Origin of the sequence: Xanthomonas sp. NCPPB 1068, assembly GCF_041479385.2 — a bacterium.
Lineage (GTDB): Bacteria > Pseudomonadota > Gammaproteobacteria > Xanthomonadales > Xanthomonadaceae > Xanthomonas > Xanthomonas cannabis.
This window is the reverse complement of the sequence record NZ_CM192986.1, coordinates 2419176-2441000: the sequence shown is the minus strand read 5'-3', so window position 1 is coordinate 2441000 and position 21825 is coordinate 2419176. Positions and strand designations below refer to the sequence as shown.

The 21825-nt window shown below is 65.1% G+C and carries 17 protein-coding genes; 10 read left to right on the top strand and 7 right to left on the bottom strand.

The annotated features are described in order from the left end of the window. Window positions 1-40: 40 nt before the first annotated feature. The 3 genes from ACCQ12_RS10355 to ACCQ12_RS10345 all read left to right on the top strand — a co-directional run bounded on the left by ACCQ12_RS10355 (window position 41) and on the right by ACCQ12_RS10345 (window position 2183). A complete protein-coding gene (locus tag ACCQ12_RS10355) occupies window positions 41-406 on the top strand; it encodes a DUF6164 family protein (protein WP_047694826.1) in 366 nt (121 codons plus the stop codon). A 159-nt stretch (window positions 407-565) separates the two neighbouring features. Next, on the top strand, window positions 566-1327 hold the full coding sequence (locus ACCQ12_RS10350) for a sulfurtransferase (RefSeq protein WP_047694824.1): 762 nt from the start codon (window positions 566-568) through the stop codon (window positions 1325-1327). A 208-nt stretch (window positions 1328-1535) separates the two neighbouring features. Beyond that, on the top strand, window positions 1536-2183 hold the full coding sequence (locus tag ACCQ12_RS10345) for a response regulator (protein ID WP_039409104.1): 648 nt from the start codon (window positions 1536-1538) through the stop codon (window positions 2181-2183). A 579-nt stretch (window positions 2184-2762) separates the two neighbouring features. On the opposite strand, the gene ACCQ12_RS10340 is transcribed toward ACCQ12_RS10345, so the two are convergent. Next, a complete protein-coding gene (locus ACCQ12_RS10340) occupies window positions 2763-6509 on the bottom strand; it encodes an Rne/Rng family ribonuclease (protein WP_372383594.1) in 3747 nt (1248 codons plus the stop codon). Between the two features lie 411 nt (window positions 6510-6920). Here ACCQ12_RS10340 and ACCQ12_RS10335 point away from each other — a divergent pair, with 411 nt between their 5' ends. Continuing rightward, window positions 6921-7907 (top strand): RluA family pseudouridine synthase, encoded by a 987-nt coding sequence (locus ACCQ12_RS10335; protein WP_372381663.1) that lies wholly within the window; start codon window positions 6921-6923, stop codon window positions 7905-7907. Window positions 7908-8062: 155 nt separating this feature from the next. On the opposite strand, the gene ACCQ12_RS10330 is transcribed toward ACCQ12_RS10335, so the two are convergent. The 4 genes from ACCQ12_RS10330 to ACCQ12_RS10315 all read right to left on the bottom strand — a co-directional run bounded on the left by ACCQ12_RS10330 (window position 8063) and on the right by ACCQ12_RS10315 (window position 11933). Next, complete coding sequence (locus ACCQ12_RS10330) at window positions 8063-9862, bottom strand: DUF3300 domain-containing protein (protein WP_372383523.1); 1800 nt, start codon at window positions 9860-9862, stop codon at window positions 8063-8065. A 242-nt stretch (window positions 9863-10104) separates the two neighbouring features. Then, window positions 10105-10923 (bottom strand): zinc transporter ZupT, encoded by an 819-nt coding sequence (gene zupT, locus ACCQ12_RS10325; protein ID WP_039409112.1) that lies wholly within the window; start codon window positions 10921-10923, stop codon window positions 10105-10107. A gap of 234 nt (window positions 10924-11157) precedes the next feature. Then, window positions 11158-11580 (bottom strand): energy transducer TonB, encoded by a 423-nt coding sequence (locus ACCQ12_RS10320; RefSeq protein ID WP_104580677.1) that lies wholly within the window; start codon window positions 11578-11580, stop codon window positions 11158-11160. After that, window positions 11577-11933 (bottom strand): 4a-hydroxytetrahydrobiopterin dehydratase, encoded by a 357-nt coding sequence (locus ACCQ12_RS10315; protein ID WP_039409115.1) that lies wholly within the window; start codon window positions 11931-11933, stop codon window positions 11577-11579. The genes ACCQ12_RS10320 and ACCQ12_RS10315 overlap by 4 nt, the downstream gene beginning before the upstream one ends. 88 nt (window positions 11934-12021) lie before the next feature. Here ACCQ12_RS10315 and ACCQ12_RS10310 point away from each other — a divergent pair, with 88 nt between their 5' ends. The 5 genes from ACCQ12_RS10310 to ACCQ12_RS10290 all read left to right on the top strand — a co-directional run bounded on the left by ACCQ12_RS10310 (window position 12022) and on the right by ACCQ12_RS10290 (window position 18742). Continuing rightward, complete coding sequence (locus ACCQ12_RS10310; RefSeq protein ID WP_039409117.1) at window positions 12022-12621, top strand: NfuA family Fe-S biogenesis protein; 600 nt, start codon at window positions 12022-12024, stop codon at window positions 12619-12621. A 13-nt stretch (window positions 12622-12634) separates the two neighbouring features. Next, entirely contained in the window at window positions 12635-14422 is a 1788-nt protein-coding gene (locus ACCQ12_RS10305) for a transmembrane repetitive protein (RefSeq protein ID WP_372383522.1), read from the top strand. Between the two features lie 109 nt (window positions 14423-14531). Next, entirely contained in the window at window positions 14532-15182 is a 651-nt protein-coding gene (locus ACCQ12_RS10300) for a TraX family protein (protein ID WP_047695110.1), read from the top strand. Window positions 15183-15566: 384 nt separating this feature from the next. Beyond that, window positions 15567-18149: a TonB-dependent receptor plug domain-containing protein gene (locus ACCQ12_RS10295; RefSeq protein ID WP_372383521.1), complete on the top strand. Its 2583-nt coding sequence runs from the start codon at window positions 15567-15569 to the stop codon at window positions 18147-18149. Between the two features lie 194 nt (window positions 18150-18343). Continuing rightward, on the top strand, window positions 18344-18742 hold the full coding sequence (locus ACCQ12_RS10290; protein WP_372383520.1) for a hypothetical protein: 399 nt from the start codon (window positions 18344-18346) through the stop codon (window positions 18740-18742). Between the two features lie 181 nt (window positions 18743-18923). On the opposite strand, the gene ACCQ12_RS10285 is transcribed toward ACCQ12_RS10290, so the two are convergent. Continuing rightward, window positions 18924-20075, bottom strand: a complete 1152-nt coding sequence (locus ACCQ12_RS10285; RefSeq protein ID WP_372383519.1) for an MFS transporter — start codon at window positions 20073-20075, stop codon at window positions 18924-18926. 29 nt (window positions 20076-20104) lie between these two features. Then, window positions 20105-20416, bottom strand: a complete 312-nt coding sequence (locus ACCQ12_RS10280; protein ID WP_372383518.1) for a type 1 periplasmic-binding domain-containing protein — start codon at window positions 20414-20416, stop codon at window positions 20105-20107. Between the two features lie 515 nt (window positions 20417-20931). Here ACCQ12_RS10280 and ACCQ12_RS10275 point away from each other — a divergent pair. After that, complete coding sequence (locus tag ACCQ12_RS10275; RefSeq protein ID WP_372383517.1) at window positions 20932-21492, top strand: hypothetical protein; 561 nt, start codon at window positions 20932-20934, stop codon at window positions 21490-21492. The last annotated feature ends 333 nt before the right edge of the window (window positions 21493-21825 follow it).

Here is a 21825-nt window from a genome sequence, read left to right as displayed (position 1 = left end):
AGGCCGCCATTATCGCACCTGGCTCCCGTATCATCGTCCCATGGCCAAGCTGCTGCTCAACCTGCGCAATGTCCCCGACGACGAGGCCGACGAGGTGCGGGCGCTGATGCGCGAGCACCTGGTACAGATCTACGAAACGCGGCCCAGCAACTGGGGGATCTCCGCAGGCGGCATCTGGCTCAGCGACGACGCGGACCACGCACGCGCCAAGGCTTTGCTGGGTGCCTACCAGGCACAGCGCGGCGCGATCGCACGCGCCCAGCGCCAGGAGGCGATTGCCGCCGGCACCGCAGAAACCTTTGGCGCATTGCTGCGCAAACGCCCGGTCTTCGTGATTGCCACGCTACTGGGCATGCTGGTCGTGGCCTCGTTGGTGTTGCTGCCGTTTCTGCTGTTGCGCGGCTGAGCGACCCGGGGGCGGGACCGATCTGACCGAGATCGCGGCAGATCCAACGCCTCTGCCATCGAGCAGCGCGCCGCGTGCCGCTGCGCCGCGCCGTTCCGGAGCACGTTCGATCTTGTCCAGGCGCTCGCTAGCTCGGGCCTGCCGCCTTAAAATGGCCGCATGATTACCAATACTGCGGCTTACCACTTCGTTGCCATCCAGGACCCGCAGCCGCTGGCCGACAGCGTGCTGGCGCAGGCCGAACAGCACCTGCTGAAGGGCTCGGTGCTGGTGGCCGAGGAGGGCATCAATCTCTTTCTGGCCGGCGAGGCGGACCGGATTGACGCGTTCTACCTGTGGTTGCAGTCAGACAGCCGCTTTGCGCACATGCGCATCAAGTACAGCCAGAGCACGCATCAGCCCTTTGCGCGGCTCAAGGTAAAGGTCAAGCCGGAGATCATCAGCTTCCGTCGCCAGGATGCATCGCCACTGCCGGGCCGTGCGCCTGCAGTGAGCCCCGCAGTGTTGCGGGAGTGGATGCGCACTGGCCACGATGATCGTGGTCGCCCGCTGGTGCTGCTGGACACGCGCAATGCGCAGGAAGTGGCCTATGGCACGTTTCATGGCGCCCTGACCTTGCCGATCGACAAGTTCACCGACCTGCCTGCAGCCCTTGAGCCGCACCGCGCCGCGTTGGCCGATGCCACGGTGGTGAGCTTCTGCACCGGCGGTATCCGTTGCGAAAAGGCCGCTGTCTGGATGCAGGCCGAGGGCATGGACAACGTGCTGCAGTTGGAGGGCGGCATCCTGGGCTATTTCGAGGAAGTCGGCGGCGAAGGCTACGACGGCCGCTGTTTCGTCTTCGATGAGCGCGTTGCACTGGACCCGCAATTGCGGCCGCTGGTGGACGACGCGCGGACCACCGAGCCAGGAAAAGTCTGACCGGGCACGACTGGGTTGCCCGATGCAGCCGGCATTGCAGGCGCTCGCATCATGTCAACACACTGCACTACAGGACCGACGCGTGGTACTACACGTCGGAATGCGTGCAGTTCGCTCTAACTTGAGCGTAATACGTTGCATCGAGCTTGCCCTGAATTATTCACGGAGCTAGGCTGCATCAGCCAGCCGCACAGCGAGGACAACAAGGATGACCATCAGAGTTTTTCTGATCGACGATCATGCACTCGTGCGTACCGGCATGAAGATGATCCTGTCCAAGGAAGTGGACGTCGATGTGGTGGGTGAGGCAGAGAGCGGTGAAGCCGCCTTGCCGCAGGTTCGTCAACTCAAGCCCGATATCGTGCTGTGCGATCTGCACCTGCCCGGCGTGAGCGGTCTTGAAATCACCGAGCGCATCGTCAAGGGTGATTACGGCACGCGCGTGATCATCGTCTCCGTACTCGAAGATGGTCCGCTGCCCAAGCGCTTGCTCGAAGCCGGTGCGTCCGGCTACGTGGGCAAGGGGGGAGATGCGCATGAATTGCTGCGCGCGGTACGCGAGGTGGCATTGGGGCGGCGTTATCTGGGCAACACGATTGCGCAGAATCTGGCGCTGTCCAATCTCGAAGGTGGCGGCTCCCCCTTCGATGCGTTGTCGCCACGCGAGCTGGAGGTGGCCTTGTTGCTGACCCAGGGCCTGCGCCAGGAAGACATCGCCAAGCGCCTGAATCTCAGTGCCAAGACCATCAATACGCACAAGGCGCGTCTGTTCGAAAAGGTCGGCATCCAGGACAACATCGCGTTGGCCCGTCTGGCCAATCAATACGGCCTGACCGATCCTGCCCGCACGATGTGACGCCTGGCCGTCGCTCGTTGAGCACTGCGCTGCATGGATTGAATCGGTCTGGTTACAGGTTCCAGAATGCGTAAAGCTGGCTGGCGCCCTGGATCCGCTGGCGAAGGCTTGTAAGCGGTCGTCGCAGCACGCAGCGCGAGGCGATTCCGCTGATGCAAACGCAGCGCGCGGCGCAGGACAAGGCGATTCTGTTGACTCAGGCAGCGCCTACACGCCGAAAAAAGCGTCCATCGCAGCAAGCGACAGGACATCAGGACTGGCAGGTGGTTAGGCGATGGCCTGCAGCCACGACGTAGCGCGGCGCCTGCTGCACTCCGGGAGTTCTCACGACAAGAGCGCTGAAGTCGCTTCAGGCTCGATCACCATCCGCTGGCCCGCACAGATGTAGCCGCTGCAGGGCACGGCTGTGTGAGAGCAGGCTCTCGGTGTGATGTGCGAACGAGAGTGGCCTGCGCTGGTGTTGTTCTTTCAGCGCTATCAGCACCACACGCGCACAAAAACACAGCGGCCCGAAGGCCGCTGTGTCTTGACGCTTCCTGACCCGCTTATGCAGGTCAGCTAGTGCGGCCGGTGTAACGATCAGTGCTGGTCACGCGGCTTGTCGGCGTCACCATTTTCCTTGGAGGCACCCTCGGCATCGGCATCGGCATCGGCATCGGCCGATGACGCTGCAGGCTTGGACGCTTCGGAGACAACAACGGTCGCCTTTGGCGCGTCGGCTTCTGGCCGCTGCGTGGCTGCAGGCGCTACCGCTGCCGGCTGCGTTTGCTGCGCCTTGGGCGGGACCGGTGTAGCAGACGTTGCAGGTGTTGCATCGTCCTTGGGGGCCAGTGCGTCCAGCATGGTCGTCTGCACCGGCGCGTAGGGCTTGCGTACCGGAGCGGGTGCTTCGTCTGCAACAGGCGTCTGCGGCACCGTCGTGGTCGAGGTCACTGCGACATCGACGGACGGAACGACTGCACCGGTCTGCTCGGCATGCGGTGCCTTGGCGGTCACCACGGCGGCCTGCGCAGAAGGAGCGGTTGATGCGGCCGCTGCAGGAGCAGCCTGCTCTGCCGTCACCGACGTCGATGCCGACGGCTTGGCAGGCTCCCGCTGCGCTGCCGACGTTTCCGGCACGGTTGCGGTGAGGCGGTCCGGCGTACCGGCCGAGGACGCTGCGGCATCAGTCGACGCCTTGGGGACCGGCGTCGGCTGCGTGACAGCGGTCGGCTCGCTCGTCGACGACGGTGCAGCAGCTGGCGCGACCGGCTCGGTGACAGCCGCCGGTGCGGCAGGCGCTGCCGCGCTGCCCGGTGTCGCCGTCACCGCAGTTACCTCGGCAGCGGGCGAGGGCATAGTGGCGTCAACCGCCACTGGTGCCGAGCTGGCGGCCGGCGTTGCCTCGATTGCCGACGCCTGCTTGGCGATCGGGGCCGGAGCTGCGGGCGAGGTCGCAGTGACCTCTTGCGAGCTCGCCGGAGTCGCTGCTGCCGGAGCAGACGGAGTCCGCGCCGGCGCTGCCGCGACGGCAGCGTCATTGCGTGCCCGCTCCGCTGCGGCGGCAGCCGGGGCTGTGGCTTGCTGCTCGAACGACGGTGCCGCGTTGGACACCGGCGCCGTCGTCGCGGCGGTATCGCTGCCCGACGGGGTTTCCGCACGTTCCTTGGGAACCGGGCGTGGTTTCACCGGTGCCGCAGCGTCGGGCTCGGGCCTGGTGCGAGCGGCCGGCGCGGGAGCGTCGTCATCGAAGTCGAACTCCGGCTGACCCGCACGCGGAGCGGCAGATGCCTGGCCCTGCGTATTGGCTTCGTCGCCGTCGTTGTCGCCTTCCAGATCGCCGTCAACATCGCCATCGAGATCGTCCGTCTCCAGACCATCCACGTTGCTGCCACCCTCACCGTTTGCGCCGGCGCCGCGACGACGACGACGGCCGCCGCGACGACCGCGGCGGCGACGGCTTCCACCTTCGCCATTGGCCGCATCATCGCCCGCGCCTTCCTGGCCGGGAGCATCCGCAACCGCGTCACTGCCGCGATCGGCCGTGGACTCGCTCACCACAACCTCGACCGAGTGTGCCTGGGTGGCCTCAGCCGCACTGGCCTGCACGGTGGCAGGCGCAGCGGTTTCAGCGATGGCTGCGACCACCCCCGTCGTCGTTGCACTTGCTGCCGTCGAGGTCAGGGTCTGCGCCGAGGCGGTCCCTTCATCCTGACGTGCAGGACGCGGCTGCCGTTCGGACGGTGCGCCATCCTGCTGTGCAGGTGCACGTGGCGGACGGGGCGCCTGGTTCTGCGGCTTGGGCTTCTGCTGCTGCGGCTGTTGCTGCTTCGGTGCCTGCGACTCGTTGCGCGGCGGCTTGGGCGCCTGCACCTGCTGCTGGGCCTGGGCGCCGTTTTGCGCGGCCTGGCCATTCTGGCCATTGGCCGGCTGGCGGCGCTCGTCGCGACGTTCCTTGTTGGCGCCGTTGCCATTGCCGCGCTGATTGCCGCCGTTGCCGCCATTGCGGGCATCGCGTCCGTCACGGCGTTGGCCGCCACGTTCACCGCGCTCGTTACGTGGATTACGGCCGGTATCGTTCGGCCGCGGGCGCTGGGTCGTCTCGGGCGTTGGCGCGATCGGCTCGACCCCACCGAAAATGCGCTTCAGCCAGCCAACCACACCAGTGACCGGCGCCGGGATTGGCACCGTCACCACCGGGGCCGGTGCCGCGACGGGCGCCACCGGGGCAGGGGCCTCTTCACGCACCGGCGCCGGCTGGCTCGGCTTGATCGAGGTCACCGCCGGAGCTGCCGGGATGTTCAACTGCGCCTTGGTCAGCGCATGCACCGGCAGCTTGCGCGGGGTGCCGCGCTGGTAGCTCGGCTTGCCGCTGTCTTCGCCCAACTCGTTTTCGCGCAGGCGGGTGACTTCGTAGTGCGGGGTGTGCAGCTGCTCGTCGGCGACGATGATGATCGGCGACTCGTGGCGCTGCTCGATCTCACGCAGCGCGCTGCGCTTTTCGTTGAGCAGGTAGTTGGCGATTTCCACCGGGGCCTGGACCAGCACCTGCCCGGTGTTTTCCTTCATGGCGTGCTCTTCGGCCACGCGGATGATCGACAGCGACAGCGACTCGACACTGCGCATGCGGCCATGGCCGTCGCAACGCGGGCACACGATCTGGCTGGATTCGCCCAGGCTTGGACGCAGGCGCTGGCGGCTCATTTCCATCAAGCCGAAGCGCGAGATACGGCCAAGCTGCACGCGGGCGCGGTCGTACTTGAGCGCGTTCTGCAGCTTGTTTTCGACTTCGCGCTGGTGCTTGGACGAGGCCATGTCGATGAAGTCGATCACTACCAGGCCACCCAGGTCTCGCAGGCGCAACTGGCGTGCCACTTCTTCGGCCGCTTCCAGATTGGTCTGGAACGCGGTCTCTTCGATATCGCTGCCCTTGGTGGCGCGCGAGGAGTTCACGTCGACGGCGGTCAGCGCTTCGGTCTGGTCCACCACGATCGAACCGCCCGAGGGCAGGCGCACGTTGCGCTCGTAGGCGCCTTCGATCTGCGATTCGATCTGGAAGCGATTGAACAGCGGGATATCGTCGGTGTAGTGCTTGAGCTTGCGCAGGCTCTGCGGCATCACCTGCTTCATGAATTCCTGGGCGTCGGCATACAGCTCCGGCGTATCGACCAGGATTTCGCCCACATCGGCGCGCAGGTAGTCGCGCAGGGCGCGGATGATCAGGCGCGATTCCTGGTAGATCAGGAAGGCGGCCGGCTTGCTCAGCGCGGCTTCGGCGATCGCCTTCCAGGTCTGCAGCAGGTAGTCCAGATCCCACTGCAGTTCTTCGGCGTCACGCCCCACACCGGCGGTGCGGATGATCACGCCCATGTCGTCGGGGATGTCGAGCTTGTCCAGCGCTTCCTTCAGCGCGGCGCGGTCTTCGCCTTCGATCCGGCGCGAGACGCCACCGGCGCTTGGCGAATTGGGCATCAGCACCATGTAGCGGCCGGCCAGCGAGATGAACGTGGTCAGGGCAGCGCCCTTGTTGCCGCGTTCTTCCTTGTCGACCTGCACCACGATTTCCTGGCCTTCGCGCAGCAGCTCGCGAATGGTCGACTTGTTATGGTCGACGCCGGCCTGGAAATAGTCGCGGGAGATTTCCTTCAGCGGCAGGAAGCCATGGCGCTCGGCGCCATAGTCCACGAACGCCGCTTCCAGAGAAGGCTCGAGCCGGGTGATACGGCCCTTGTAGATGTTGGATTTCTTTTGTTCCTTGGACGGCTGTTCGATGTCGATGTCGTACAGGGTCTGGCCGTCCACAATCGCCACGCGCAGCTCTTCGGCCTGCGTTGCGTTGATCAGCATTCGCTTCATTGTTGCGTTCCTCACGCGCTCTACCGCGCGGAACGCCGTGACGTTTCGCCTCTGGAACAGCTTGTCGGCCCTTCGCGCAACGCGCGGACAGGCCTGACCAGGGTTTCCAGCGCTGCAACACCACGGCATGCCGCGGGAGCGCTTGTCTTTGGGTTTTATAGGTGTTTCAGGGCCGGCAGCCGCGTCCGGACGAACCGGGGCAGCGCACGGGACATGTTCAGCGCAACGGTCAAAGACCGCCGGCGATGGCCGGGTAGGCCGGTGAGCCGCTAACATGGCCGCCCCTGGGGCGGTGGTCGCGCACTGTGCCGGAATCATCGGAAGTCAGGCTTCTGGCCAATCAACTTCCAACGAAATCAAACCCTTATCTCGCTCGCCGAGTGTAACAGAATAAAGAGCCGGATGACCGACCCCCAGCCCCCCAAGCCGCCTGCCGACCGTGTGGGCGTGCGCATTCTCAAAGTTCCGGAAGACCGTGCAGGGCAGCGGCTGGACAATTTCCTGCTTGGCCAGCTCAAGGGCGCGCCGCGCAGCCTGATCTACAAGCTGGTCCGCAGTGGCCAGGTGCGGGTGAACGGCGGGCGGGCCAAGGCCGAGCGCAAGCTCGAGGGTGGCGAAGAAGTGCGCATCCCGCCGGTGCGGGTGAACGAGGAGGGCGACAAGGCCGCGCCACCGTCGTCGTTCCTGGCCCGGCTGGAAGCGGCCATCGTGTTCGAGGATGCGCGGCTGCTAGCGCTCAACAAGCCGTCCGGGGTTGCCAGCCATGGCGGCAGCGGGATCAGCTTCGGTGCCATCGAAACCCTGCGGGCATTGCGGCCGAATCAGACCCTGGAACTGGTACACCGGCTCGATCGCGATACATCCGGCCTATTGATCGTGGCCAAGAAGCGCTCGGCGCTGACCGAGCTGCAGGCCTTGATGCGCGAGGACGACCGCGTCGAGGGCCGCGGCATCACCAAGCGCTACCTCACCTTGCTGGTCGGGCGCATGCCCGACGGCGTGATGACGGTGGACGCGCCGCTGCATATCGGCCTGCGCCAGGGGGGCGAGCGGCATGTGCAGGTGAATGCGATCGGCAAGCCGTCGCTGAGCCATTTCAATTTGCTGGAACGGCGCGGCGGGCACTCGTATTGCGAAGTGCGCATCGAGACCGGCCGTACCCACCAGATCCGTGTACATGCCCAGCACCTGGGGCACCCGGTGGCCGGCGACGACAAGTACGGCGAGGCCGAGGTCAACAAGCGGCTGCGTGACCAGTTGGGCCTGAAGCGGCTGTTCCTGCACGCGGCGTCGCTGGAGTTCGCGCTGGATTCCGGCAAGACACCGTATGTGCTGAGCGCGCCGCTGGCGCCGGAGTTGGCCGAGGCACTGGACCGCCTGGGCCGCTGACGCAGGGGGTGCTACGCCAGCGGATCAATGCAGCCCTGGCTGACCGGAGTCAGCCAGGGCCTGTCGCGTAGCGAAAGAAGGCGACACATGGGGGCGCCAGCTTCGGCCATTTCCCTCGACGTGTATGACGGCTACGCGATGACGAGACAGCCGCCTCAACTGTCGTGACGACGCTCGTGATGCGGCGGCGCCTGTGCATGCGATTGGGACGGCCGAGGTGCCGGCGCACGATCTGGGGCGGCGCGGGGTGTGGCGAATGTGGCGACGCGCTGCGGATGCTGCTGCGCCTGAATCTGCATCAGCGGACGTGGCTCCGGACGCGGCGGTCGCACCGGTAGTTGATGTTCCGCCCGCGATGGCACCACGAGCGCGGCTTGCTGGCGAGGCGCCACGCGGGGTTGTTCCCGTAACTGAGGCGGCCGGGGCTGCAGTGGTACCAGCGTGCGCGGCGGGATGTCGTGCATGTTCCGGGCGGTAAATGCCTCGCGCGGCGACAGGGTGGGACGAGCGGTTTCACGAGCCGGTTCACTGGCAGGGCGGATAGCACCCGCAGGCAGCGCCTGATGTGCCTGCAGTGGTGGCATGCGCGCCAGCGCGATCGGCGATTCGCCCGTCCGCATTGCCGGAGGTTCGGCAGCGGGCATCGGGTGCGGCGTGTTCGCTGGGCGCGCTGGCGACGGCAGGCTGACAGGCACGGGCTGCGGAGCTCTGGCGGCCACCGGGCGTCCTGCCTGCAGCATCTGCGCAGTGAAGTGCGGTGCGGACAGGTGCGCGACGTCGGGCGCATGGTGCAGGTCGGCGGGCGAAGACGCCAGTGCGGTTGGTCGCGGCAACGTACCGAGAGATGGTGCAGCCGCAGCAGTCGGCATGGCCGTGCGCGCCGCGGGCGAGCCTGATTTCGCAACCTCCGGTCCCGGCACAGGCGTGTAGGTCGTGTTCGACCACTGACGCTGGTCCTGCTGGTGCACAGAGGACCGCGCATCCACAACGGTGGTGTGGTTGTTGATGATGGTGGTACGGGGCGCGTAGACGCGATTCTGGTAGACCACGTAATGCGGTGCGGCTGGTGGCGCGTTCCAGTCCACGCCCCAGCTGTTCCAGCCCCAGTGATGCCACGCCGGCGCTGGCGTGGCCCAGCCGAACCAGCCGTGGTGGTGCTCCAATGCGCTGCCGACCAGCACACCGACGCCAAACGACACCGCCCCGACGGTCGCCACATCGCCCTGGTCATACCAACGCACCGGGTGGTAGCGGTACTCGCGATACATATCTACCGGCGCTCCGTACACCACCTCCGGGTCATAGCGCGGCACATACACCACCTGCGGTTGCGCAGGCTCGATGGTGATCACCTGCGAGGGCGGTGGGACGCGTTCTCCGTCCAGGACCGGCGTTACCACGAGATGCCGGGCGACCTGGACCTGCTGCTGTGGCGTGCTGCGCAGGTGGCCGCTGGCTTGCGCCCGCTGGCGCATGATCTGCACCGCGTCGAGCACGTCGTTCGGGTCATGTGCATAAGCCTCGCCCAGTGCGCGGGTCCAGTCGAGATTGCCGGCCAACTGGTCCACGACATCGGGGAAGGCGGTCAAGGCCTTGACGCTGGGGTCCCAGGGCTGCGCGACGGTGGCCTGCGCGCGGTCGGCGGCTGTCAGGGCGCGGTTGCTGTGCAACCAGTCCTGCGCAGTGAGCACCTGGTCTGGATAGACCGACGCCGCCAGCGTCTGGGCCAGCAGCTTGTCGGGAAACAGGGCGATCGGCGCCACCAGTCGATACAGCTGGTCGGCGGTAGGTGCGGTGTAGGCCGGCGCCGTCGGCGTGACGGTGGCCGAGTCGGTTGGCGTCGCTCTGGGTGTCGGCGACAGTGCGCTGCGTTGGCAGCCGCCGAGCGCCAGGACACCGCTCGATGCGAGCGCCAACGCCCAGGCAAGGCGCTCTCGTGACCATGTGCGTTGCATACGGCACCTCGCTGTGCACGCGTGGATGACGCGCGTACCATGCGCCGCATTCAATGTCTGGAAGCTGGCTGACGGGCGGGCGATTGCCAGGCTGCGCGCCCATGTTCAGCCGCCATGCGGATTGCCGAAGTGGCCGGCCGTCAGCGCGGGTGGACCGTCTTCCTGTGCGCTGCGAACGCCACGTTTCGATCCTTGCCCAAGGCACCCGGCGGCGTGGCAGTGCTCGATCGCCTACCCCGCGCTCAAGGCGTCGCGAAGCGGAACAACACCAGGCTGATTGCCAGCGTGCCCATGCCCGAGACCAGGCCGTAGACGGTCTCGTGGCCCTGCGCATAGCGCTTGGCGGCCGGCAGCAGTTCGTCCAGTGCCAGGAACACCATCACCCCGGAGATCAGCCCGAACACCGCACCGAACACGGCGTCGGACAACACATTGGACAAGGCCAGATAGCCGATACCCGCGCCGATGGGTTCGGCCAGTCCGCTCAGCAGGCTGGCGCCGAAGGCATAGAACTTGTTGCGTGTGGCGAAGTACACCGGCACCGCGATCGCGATGCCTTCAGGGATGTTGTGGATGGCGATGGCGAACGCCAGCGGCATGCCCACTACCGGGCTTTCCAGGGTGGCGAAAAACGTCGCCAGACCTTCGGGGAAGTTATGCGCCGTGATCGCAATCGCAGTCATCAGGCCAACGCGCCGGATGTAGGCACGGTTGTCGTCGCGGAACTGCGGGTCGTCCGTGGACAGGCTCTGGTGCGGGTTGGGCACCAGTCGGTCGATCGCCATGATCAACAGCATGCCGCCCAGGAAGGTCAACGTGCCGAAGGTGAAACCCAGCTTGTCGTTGTAGGCGCTGGAAAACGCCGCGATCGACTTGTTGAGGATTTCCGACAGCGACACATACACCATCGCACCGCCGGCGAAGGCCAGCCCGAACGCGAGCAGCCGCGGATTGGGCTTTTTGGCGAACACCACCATGAGGCTGCCAAGACCCGTGGCCAGTCCTGCGGCCAACGTAACCGCCAGCGCGGTCCAGACGTTCTGTGATGACACCTCAAGCATGCGATGCGACGACCTCGTGGAATGGAAAGCGCTCCTGCGGCAGGCACGTCACGTGCGCGGTCGCTGGCGGCAGCAGGATGGCCATCCACGGATGACGAACGCGTGCTGTCGAAGGCGACCGTGCGGGACATGAACGCCGGGCAAGGCCCATGGGCGCGATCCCTCATGTATAGGCGGCAGCGAGCGCCTGCGCCCGCCGCCGATCAGCCCCTGCGGCAGGGCGGCCTGCGGGGTTCAGCTGCCGCGGCGTGCGCGTTCTTCGATGGCGAAGCACTCGTCCGGGCGCGGCACCGGTGGCTTGAACGCGACCGGCACCTGGATGGTCTGTGGCACCGGCTGCCCGTTGCGGGTGGCGGCCTTGAACTTCCACTCGCGCACGCGCTTCTGGGCGGCCTCGTCCAGCACCGGCTGGCCGCTGCCCTGCGTCACCGACACATCGGTCGGCGTGCCTTCGGTCCCGACGACCACCCGGAGCACGGTGGTGCCGCCGACGCCGGCGCAGGCCAGCTCGGGCGCATATTCGGGCGGCGGCGTCTTTATGGCGGCAAGCTCGGTGGGGGCCACGGTAGGGGTGGTGGCCTGTTGCGGAGCTTTGCCGCAGCCGCTGAGGCCGGCCGTCAGGCACAGGCCGGCGAGCGCAGCGCGAAACATGGTCATGCAGTGACTCCCTGATCGTAGAGTTGCGCGGTCTTGGCCGCGCAGATGAAGTCGTTTTCACTCAGGCCGCCCACGTCGTGGGTGGAATAACGCACCACGACCCGGTCGTAGTGCACGCCCAGGTCGGGGTGATGGTCTTCGCGATGCGCAATCCAGGCCAGCGCGTTGACGAAGGCCAGGGTGCGGTAATAGTCGGCGAAGCGGAACGTGCGGGTGATGGCCGTGCCGGCTTCGCTCAGCTCCCAGCCGGGAACCTGCGGCAGCAGCTCGGCCAGGCGTGCTTCGCCAAGCTTGTGATCGCTGCCCTTGCGCGGAAGGCAATGGGCCTGCTCCAGGGGAATCAGATCGGTCATGACGGTCTCGCAGGGGTGGCGGACGGCGCACCCGCCAGGATCACGGTGTTCCATGAGCGAGGGCGCATTGAGCGGTAGAATAACCCGCATGATCCAGATATCCGACAAAGCCCAGACCTATTTCCGCAAGCTCATCGAACGCGAAGGCGTGCCCGGCATGGGCGTGCGCCTGAGCGCGGTGGACCCGGGAACCCCGCGCGCCGATGCCCGGCTGGAGTTCGCCGAACCGGCGGACCTGAGCGGCGACGAGTGGGCCATCGACTGCGATGGCTTCACCTTGTATGTCGTGGCGGCCAGCGTGCCGTGGGTGGATGGCGCCGAGATCGACTACGTCACCCAGTCCACCGGCAATCAGCAGCTCACCATCAAGGCGCCCAAGATCAAGGGCGAGGCACCGGCGGAGTCGGCCTCGATGGTAGAGCGCGTGCGCTGGGTGGTGGAGAACGAGATCAACCCGCAGCTGGCATCGCATGGTGGACGCGTGGCGGTGCAGGAAGTCTCGGCCGATGGCGTGGTGCTGCTGCGTTTCGGCGGCGGCTGTCACGGCTGCGGCATGGCCGATGTCACCCTCAAGCAGGGTATCGAGAAGACGCTGATGGGACGCGTACCCGGCGTGATCGCGGTGCGCGATGCCACCGATCACGCCACCGGCGACGCCCCGTACATTCCGCGCGACAGCGCGGCCTGATTCCGCGCCACCGGTGACAACGGCTGCCGATCTGCTGCAGGCACTGCGCGCGCGCATGCCGGGCAAGCTCATTCTGGATCGGCGTACCGGCCTGCCATATGGCTGGGGTATCTGGATGGGCAACCGCGCACATGTCGCTGCGTCGTTCAACGATGACCAGCTGACGGATGTGCTGCTGGCACGGGCACAGCCGTCGCAGCGCGAGGTGAGCGGCGCAGCCATCCTGTCGCCGTTCCAGGCATTTCGCAGCCTGTGGTGGCAGCACTGGGACCCGCGTCCGAAAGATCAGCGTCGGCAGCACTGGTTGGCGTTGCTCGGCAGTTTTCTGATCCACCTCGGTTTCGTTGCGCTGCTCGTCTGGGTGGTCATCGTGCGCTGGGCGCCGGATGACACCAAGCCTGGCGATGAATCGCGGGTACGCATGACCTTCATTGGCGATGGCGCGGTGGAGCAGGGCGGTGGTGCGGGGCAACCTGGATCTGCGGCACCGGCTACGGCGTCTGCTTCAGCGCAAGCAGATGCATCGGTGGCAGCGGGCGAACCAACTCCATCGCCGACGCAGGCGCAGCCGGCTGCCGATCCGGTCGAAAGCTCCAGTACGGCACAGATGCAAAACGAGGCGCCGGAGCCGGCGGATGCGGTCAGCGAACCGGTGACCGCGGATGTTCCGCAAGTGACCGTGCAGGTACCGCCGGTGACGATCGAATCCCCGCTGCAAGTGACCGAAACGCCGGTGGCCACCAACGAGTTTGTCGTGCCACCGCCACCAACGATCACGCTGACGCCGCGTGCCATCGAACGCGCGGCGCCGCAGGTCGAGGTCCGTCAACGCGACATCCAGACAGTGACCGAGCGCCCGCAGGTTCGCGAACTGAAACGTCCTGCTACCGAAGTGGCGGTGCGCACTGCCGATGCGCCAACGGTGCGCGAGCGCGACGTCGTCATACCCGAGCGCCCACAAGTGCCGGCGCCGGCCGCACGCGTGCGCGAGATAGCACCGGCGGTGCGCATGCCCGACGTCGCGGTGCGCACCGCAGAGTTGCCGAGCGTGCCGGAACCGGCGCCTACGCCTGCGCCTGTGGCGGCGGCACCTGCGGCGCAAGCGGCGCCTGCCGATGCTTCCCCGAGGCAGATAGCCGCCGCCGCAGAATCGGTGCAAGCGGCAGCGCAGTCGCAGGCCAATCCCTCTCAGCCCGAGCGTTCCAGCAGCTCGGCAGCATCGTCAGCAGCTAAGCCGGCAGCCGACCGCAATGCCGGCCCGAAGCCTGCCGACCGCAGCGGCGGATGGGATGTCGCCGCCAATGCAGACGACTGGAGCAAATCCGACCGCAACCGCCGCGGCGAAACCACCGGCGGCAATGGTCGGCGCGATGGCATGTTCAATAGCGACGGCAGCGTCCGCGTGGCCGGGACCGGCGATGCCGGCAGCGGCGCTGGCGATCGCGGGCCGCCCGGCAGCGACACCGACACCTGGACCCGCGACCAGATCGCCCAGGGCGGCACCTGGCTCAAACGGCCGCCGTACGGCTACACGCCGACCTCGCTGGACAAGTACTGGATGCCCAACCAGACGCTGCTGCAGGAATGGGTGCGCCGCGGCCTGAAAAAGATCGAGATCCCGATCCCGGGCACCACCACCAAGATCAGTTGCGTGGTGTCGCTGCTGCAATTCGGCGGCGGCTGCGGCCTGAGCGACCCGAACCTCAACGACCAACCAGCCACTGCAAGGCCGCCACCGGATGTGCCGTTCAAGCGGGAGCTGCAGGAGGACAAGGGTACGCTGCGACGGAGTGGCGAATGATCGTGCGCCGTCTCCCGTTCCGCCGAACACCTGACGATGGGGCGGGGCGACGAAGCCCCTCGCTGGCGCGCTCACGCACGCAGCCGAACCGGCACGGCGAACCGCCGCAATGACCAGCGGCGGCCGTGAATTCTTGAAATGGCTGGCTGCCCTCTTCATGACCGGCGACCACGCGCTCAAGATCCTGGGAATTGGTTACGTGCCGGTCGTGACCGAGTTGGGGCGCGTCGCGTTCCCGCTGTTTGCGTTGGTTCTGGCCTACAACCTCGCGCAGCCCGATGCCGATGTCGAAAAGTCGGTCAAGCGCTTGTTCGTGTGGGGCCTGGTCGCCATGCCAGTAGCCGCGATCGCGACGCAGACGGTGTTTACGCTCGATGTCCTGCTGTCCTTTGCATTGGCTGCGGTCTGCATTCTCAGCATCGAGCGCCGTCGCTGGGTATTTCTGACGGTGTGCGCCGTGCTGGCGCCGGTGGCAGTCGATTACCAATGGAGCGGCCTGGCAGTGGTGCTGGGCGGCTGGGTGTACTGGCGCAATCCATGGCACTGGCGATTGCCGAAAGGCGTGTCAGCGCTCTTGTTGCTGGTGCTGCCGGTGTCCTCGCTGTTTTTCATCAACGGTAATTTCTGGGCACTGCTGGCGATACCGTTGCTGACGCTTGCACGCCTGCGCATTCCCGTGCCACGCACACGCAGCGCGTTTTATTTTTACTACGTGGGTCATCTGATGGTTCTCACGGGATGGTCGTACGCAAGTGTTTGAGAAACCCCCTCGAGGCGCCCGGAAATTCAGTATTGCGCGACGGCCGACAATCAGACTGGCGCGTGTGTCGCCCATGGGCGGGACGAGCTGCACGATGCACTCCACAACGCGGAAGAGCAGGGCGCGCTCTACCGAATGACAGCAAAAAATAACGGCATGGCTCCGTGCCGGGAGGAATGCGTACCCAACTGCAGAATCTCGCCCCGGGACAGCGTCAGCGCACTGCGGCCTCCGACGAGCAAGTTGCAGCTACAGACGCAGCGCGTACGCCGACAGCGGGCTGAGCCGCACCGCGCTGCGACACTTATTGTTACGATATAACCTAATATTTCATTGGGGAAAGTCGTGCAACCTCAGGCTTTACGCGCGGTAGGTGTTCTGTCGGTGGGATTGATCGCGGCAACGCCGGGCGCTGCGCAGGAACTGGGCGCAGCCCGGGCCGGCTCGGTCGATAAGGAGCTGGACGCGGTCCTAGTGAGCGTTGGCAGCCGCTTCGGGGGGCGGTCGCTGACCGAGTCGCTGACGCCGGTAGATCTGGTGTCGCGTGAGGAATTGGAGCGTAACGGGCGCGTCGACCTGCTGCAGATGCTCAAGAGTGAAGTGCCCAGTTTCAACATCCCGCGTCCCATCGCGTCCGGTGCGGGTGATTACCTGATGCCGCCTTCGTTGCGTGGCCTGGGGCCGGGCGAAGTGCTGGTGCTGATCAATGGCAAGCGTCGCCATACCTCGGCCGATCTCAACGCGAGCAATGGCATCGGCCGCGGCGACATCTCGATCGACTTCAATGCCATTCCATCGCTGGCGCTGTCTCGCGTCGAAGTGCTGCGCGACGGCGCGGCGGCCCAATACGGCTCGGATGCGATTTCCGGAGTCATCAACCTGAGCCTGGACCGTTCGCTGCAGAGCACCGCGCACACGACCTACCAGACCACTGCGCGAGGCGATGGCGACACCTATGAGGTCGCCGCCGGTACCGGGTTTCGGATCGGCTCCGAAGGCGTGCTGCGCGTGACAGCGGCAATCCAGGACATCGGTGCCACCGATCGATCGCGCCCGGACACTCGTCAACAGTACTTCGGCACGACTGCCACTGGCGCGTTGGTGACGCCATCCGGCAACTTCGGGTCCGGCATCGGCCTGACGCGCGCCAATGGAACGCGCGACCCGCGCGAGGCACGCTTCGACCGCGATGGAGCCGCGTTCCTGGGCACACAGCCCAGCACCAATCGTCAGCTGTTCTACAACCTGGTGATGCCGGTGTCCGATGCGGTGGAGATGTATTCGTTCGGCGGCCACAACCGACTGGATGGCGACATTACCTACTTCTTCAGGCGCGCAGGGCAGGACGAGACCGTTCGTGCGATCCATCCCGATGGCTACAGCCCGACGCTGGATACCGCCATCGACAATACCTCGCTCGCTGCAGGGCTGCGCGGGCACGACCTGGCCGGATTCGGCTGGGATCTTTCGACGGTCTACGGCAACAACACACAGGACCTGACCTATGCCAACAGCGTCAATGTATCGCTCGGCGCCCAGTCGCCGACGCGCTTCTACCGCAACGGCGCCGAGTTCGATCAATGGACCACGAATCTGGATCTGAATCGTGAGATCGCCCTGGGGCAGGCAAATCCATTGCGGCTGGCGTTGGGTGCGGAATACCGCTACGAGAGGTACCGTCTGTTCACCGGCGCCGAGGAAGGCTACATCAACGGCGGCATCCCGATCCTGGACGGCCCGAATATCGGTCGCCCATCGATCCCGGGTGCGCAGCCTGGTCCCAGCAACGGGCCGGATGACACTGCGGACCTTGACCGACGCAGCCAGGCTGTCTACGCCGAGGTGGAACATTCGCCGATCGATCGCCTGCTGTTGAACGCTGCCGCGCGCCACGAACACTATTCCGATTTCGGCGACACCACCAATTTCAAGGTGGCCGCCCGTGTGGAACTCAATGCTCTGGTGGCACTGCGCGGGTCATACAACACCGGCTTTCGGGCACCGGCATTGGCGCAATCCGGCTACAACGCCTCCAATACGCTGATACTCAACGGATCGCAGGCGATCGTGCGGGTGGCTGCAGTGGATACGCCAGCCGCGCGCCTGGCCGGAGCCTCCGATCTGAAGCCGGAGACGTCCCGCAACGTGTCGCTGGGCACGGTCTTTCAGAACGGCAACTGGTCCGCATCGTTGGACGCCTACCACATCGAGCTGCGTGATCGCATCGCGATTTCCTCGACGTTTCAGGATGCTCGCCTCACCAGCTATCTAACCGCCAATGGCCAATCCGGCTTTGCCGCGATCTCCTTCCTGACCAATGCGGTGGATACGACCACCCGCGGCCTGGACCTGGTGATCAACTACCGACGCGTCTTCGATGAGGGCTCCGTTCTGACCGGCACGTTTGCCGGCAACTACAACAAGACCGAGTTCGATCAGATTGCCGGCACCCCCGCGCCGATCGCCGCGTTAGGCATTACAACGCCACTGTTCGACTTGACCCAGCAGCTGCGCTACTCCGACAGCCTGCCGCGGGACAAGCTGATGTTCAACCTGAACTACACGCATGGGCGCGTTGCGGCCAGCATGACGAATACGCGCTACGGCAAGGTCTCCACGGTTGCGATGACGGCCAGGAACGCAGCACAGGTGGCCGCGCTCACGCCCGGCTACGACACCCGCCTGGTCGCCGCCTCTGCCAGCACCTACGATGTGATTCAAACGTTTTCTCCGAAGATCATCACCGACCTTGAACTGTCCGCACAGGTAACGCCCGCACTGCGTGTCAGCCTGGGCGCACAGAATCTGTTCGATATCTATCCCGACGAAAATATTGCCTCCACGGCGGCAAGCGTCGCGGCGGGCAGCAACGGTTCGGATAACGCAGGGATGCATCCTTACAACGCAACATCGCCCTTCGGCTTCAGCGGACGCACCGTATTCATGCGCGCCGCCCTGACGTTTTGATTGAGCTGCCAGGCGATGGCAAGTCGAGACGATCACCTGGCAGCACACAGGGATCTCGGCGTCGATGGAGCACGGGTTCACAAGACGTGGCCCATGCATGGCAGCTGCGGGGCGTCAGCAGCAACTGACGCGACGCTGCAGTGGTTGGATCAACCTTTGGCTGAGAGGGTCACATGCGAAAGCGCAGAGATTTCTTGAAGTTTTCCGCTTCGCTCGCCGTTTCATCGATGCTCTCCGAAACGGGAGCGACCGACATTCCCTCCAACATCCCCCGATCGCCGAAACCGCTGGATGAGCTCGCCGCGGATGTCAGGGTATCGCGACTGGATGCGTCAGATGCGGTGGAAATCCTTGGCGCCGCAGACGCCAGCAATGCATCGGGCGTGGGCGGATTTCGCCTGCGAGGTCGCAGTTCGAAAGCAGCGGTCAGCGCGCTGCAGGCATCCTTGCAGGACGAATTCGGCATTTTCACTGTCGTGCGCAGCGACCTCGCCAGCGGCTGCTGCATTGGCGTGACGCCGCAGGCCTTTACACCGGCCAGTCATCTGCTGGCGTTGGCCGACGCTGTCACGGCGATTGCTGCACGTGCCTGATCGTTGCAGTGCCCGCAGCCGGCCCCTGTGTTGATGGGTGATGCGATGCCGGGCGGCTTGCGTGGAATGCGCTGCAGGCAGACGGAGTTTCTGCCGCATCGCGTTCCTGCGACAAGCGGGGCAGACGTGCCGAGGCCCGGCCGTCGTTGTTGACGCGGGTAGGGAGGAAGGCCAGGGACGTCTACTTTGCCAGCCTGCTGAGCAAAGGTGCGGCGACAGCCACCGCCAGCAGTGCGATTGCAACTCCGATCAGCGCCGTGATCAAGCCGGCACTGTGCGAAACAAATCCGATCAACGCCGGCCCGGCCAGCACCCCTGCGTAGCCAAGCGTTGTCACCGCAGGAATCGCAATGCTTCCAGGCATTGATCGTTGCGATCCGGCCATCGAAAACAACGCCGGCACGATGTTGGCGCATCCCACACCGATAAGCCCGTATCCGACCAGCGACACCTGCCAGACAGAGACCAGCGTCGCGATCAGGAAGCCAGCAGCGCCTATCAGGCCACCCACCATGATCGATGAGGTGCGCCCCAGGCGTTCGACCAGAGAGTCCCCGAAAAGCCGGGTAATGGTCATCGATAACGAGAACACCACATATCCCAGACCTGCGTGGCTTGGGGCGACATGCCGTGTCTCGGCCAGGAATACCGCGCTCCAGTCCAGGACCGAGCCCTCTGCCAGAAATGCCACGAAAGCCAGCAGACCGATCAGCAGCACGATCCCGCTGGGCACCGCAAACGTCGGCCCGGCGTGTTCGAGCGTGTCCGAACGCCAGTAACGAGCAGCCACTGCCGTCAGCACGGCCATCGTCGCAACCGCCAGCAGTGTCGTGGCCAGCAGTGCAACACCTGCGGCCAGCATGAGCGTCATGGCACCGGCGCCAACGAAGCCGCCTATGCTGTAAAACGCGTGGAACCCGGACATCATCGTGCGACCGCTGGCGCGCTCGACAGCAACGGCCTGGATGTTCATGGTGCAGTCCATCGCACCGATTGCGGCGCCGAAGAAGAACAGGGTTATTCCAAGCCAGAACGCGCCGTTCGCAAGTCCAAGCATTGGCAGCAGCGCCAGCATCACCACCGTGGTAAAGACCATGATGGTTCGACAGCCCTGCTTTGCGGCCAGCGCGCCGGCGAGCGGCATGGCGATGAGCGAGCCGGTGCCTAGGCAGAGCAGCACCACCCCAAGTGCGGCATCGTCGAGGCCTGCGTGCGTCTTCGCGAAAGGCACGATGGTGGCCCACACGGCAGTGATGAAGCCCGGCAAGAAGAATGCAGCACGCGTGGCGTGTTGTTGCGCGTTGGGCGATGCGGGCATGGTGGTAGAAGGCATAGTAAAAAGGGGGAGGGCACTGGTCTGTATCAAGGCGCGACCGCGGAGCTGCGCAGAAACAGCGAATGCGGATGTGCCGCCTCGCGCCAGGCCGGTGGCATCGGTTCGGTGACCGCATCCAGCAGTACATCGACTGCAGTGGTTGCCATCTCCTGGATTGGCTGGTGCACGACCGTGCCGGTAGCCGGCCAGGCGTTCGCCGCTATCGTCATGGCCTGATGACGGCCTGTCGGTCCGGTGATGAAGGTAATCTCTCGGTGCCCCAGTGCGATCAGGTGGATCGTCAGCTCATCGGCTGCGCATTTGTTGTCGATCCTGACGGCATGTATGTCATTGAGCAATCCTGCTGCTGCAGCCTGCGAGCAATTTAGCAAATCGAGGTATCAGCAACAGAGCTTCGGCGCCTGCAGCGAGCGCCTGGGTCACCAGGACATCGGCATCGTTGACTCCTATAACGGAGGCGTCGCGCACCATGAGCTGCGTGTCGCGAGCATTGGCAGCATTGAGGGGGCAACCAGCACTTCCCTCAAAAACGGCGTGCGCGTATCCGGATAAAGCAGCGCAATGCGTGTTCGTGCTGCGCCGGTGAGCCACTTGGCTTCATTATTGTTTGGTGGCCGCCGCACATTGCTGCATGTGGAGTGAGCGCCCATTTTTACATAATATACATTATGCGAAATGAAGTTTGTTGACTGGCTGCCTACCGGCACCGACATTTTCGACGACTGGGATATTAACGGTTACAAGTTGCAGGCTGTGCTGGTGGTGCGGCGCGACTAAGCAATGGCCGCCCACCGGGCGGCGGCCATTGAATTCATATCGGATGCAAGATGTCCCAAGTACCGGAGACCGCAACATGCAAGCCCGTCGATCGATCCTTATCGCTGCCCTGACCCTGGGGCTACTGATGAATCACCCATCCGCCGCGCAAAATTATCCTTCCGTCAACGCAGTGCATCATGCCAGCACGTCACATCAGGTCCCGGAAGGTCGGCCCATCCTCCCAGAGTGGACTCATCTCGGCATGTCGATGTGGGCGCTGGAACGCGCCTACATCGAATCGTATGAGCAATCCGGATTCCGGTTGGCCAGCCGCCATGTGTCGCCGTCCCCAGACGACAGGGTGATCGAGCTCGTGTTCCAGTTGAAGAGTGTGCCGAAAGGATCCGGCGCGCCTGGCACCACGCTGCGCATCGCTGGCCCCCGATGCCCATGCGGCGTGAGCAGACTAGACTTCATGTGGGCTGACCACAGTAGTTCCGATCTGGCGGCGTCCGCACGCGGACAACGTCTTCTCATCAAAGCCGATACCGCTGCGCTGGCAAAGGTCCGGCAACGGTTGGGGGTGAGCTTGCCCGTCATCGAGCTCACACCCCCAGACTCATACAAGAGCAGTGCATGGCCGCTCGCCGAGTGATCCTGGCGTCCACCTGACCCAGGCGTTTCTTTTCCAAGACGCATCTCGCCACAAAAATTCAGACAGAAAGCGAGACAGTCGGCGCCCCATTCACGCCACAAGCGCTGGACGCATCTACGTCGAATCTAATGATCGCTCGGGATTTCGTCTAACAAATCGCCGTCAAGGTGCCATGAGCTACCTGCAGTTTAGCTGCTACGGATTCGATCAAGCCGCTGCCGCAGTCAGGTACAGCATTCAGCCTGCTAGCAACACTCCTGGCCCCAATCCCGGACATGGCAATCACGCCGGGTGCCAGCCCGCTACGCCATCCAGCCATCAGGTCGGCCCGTT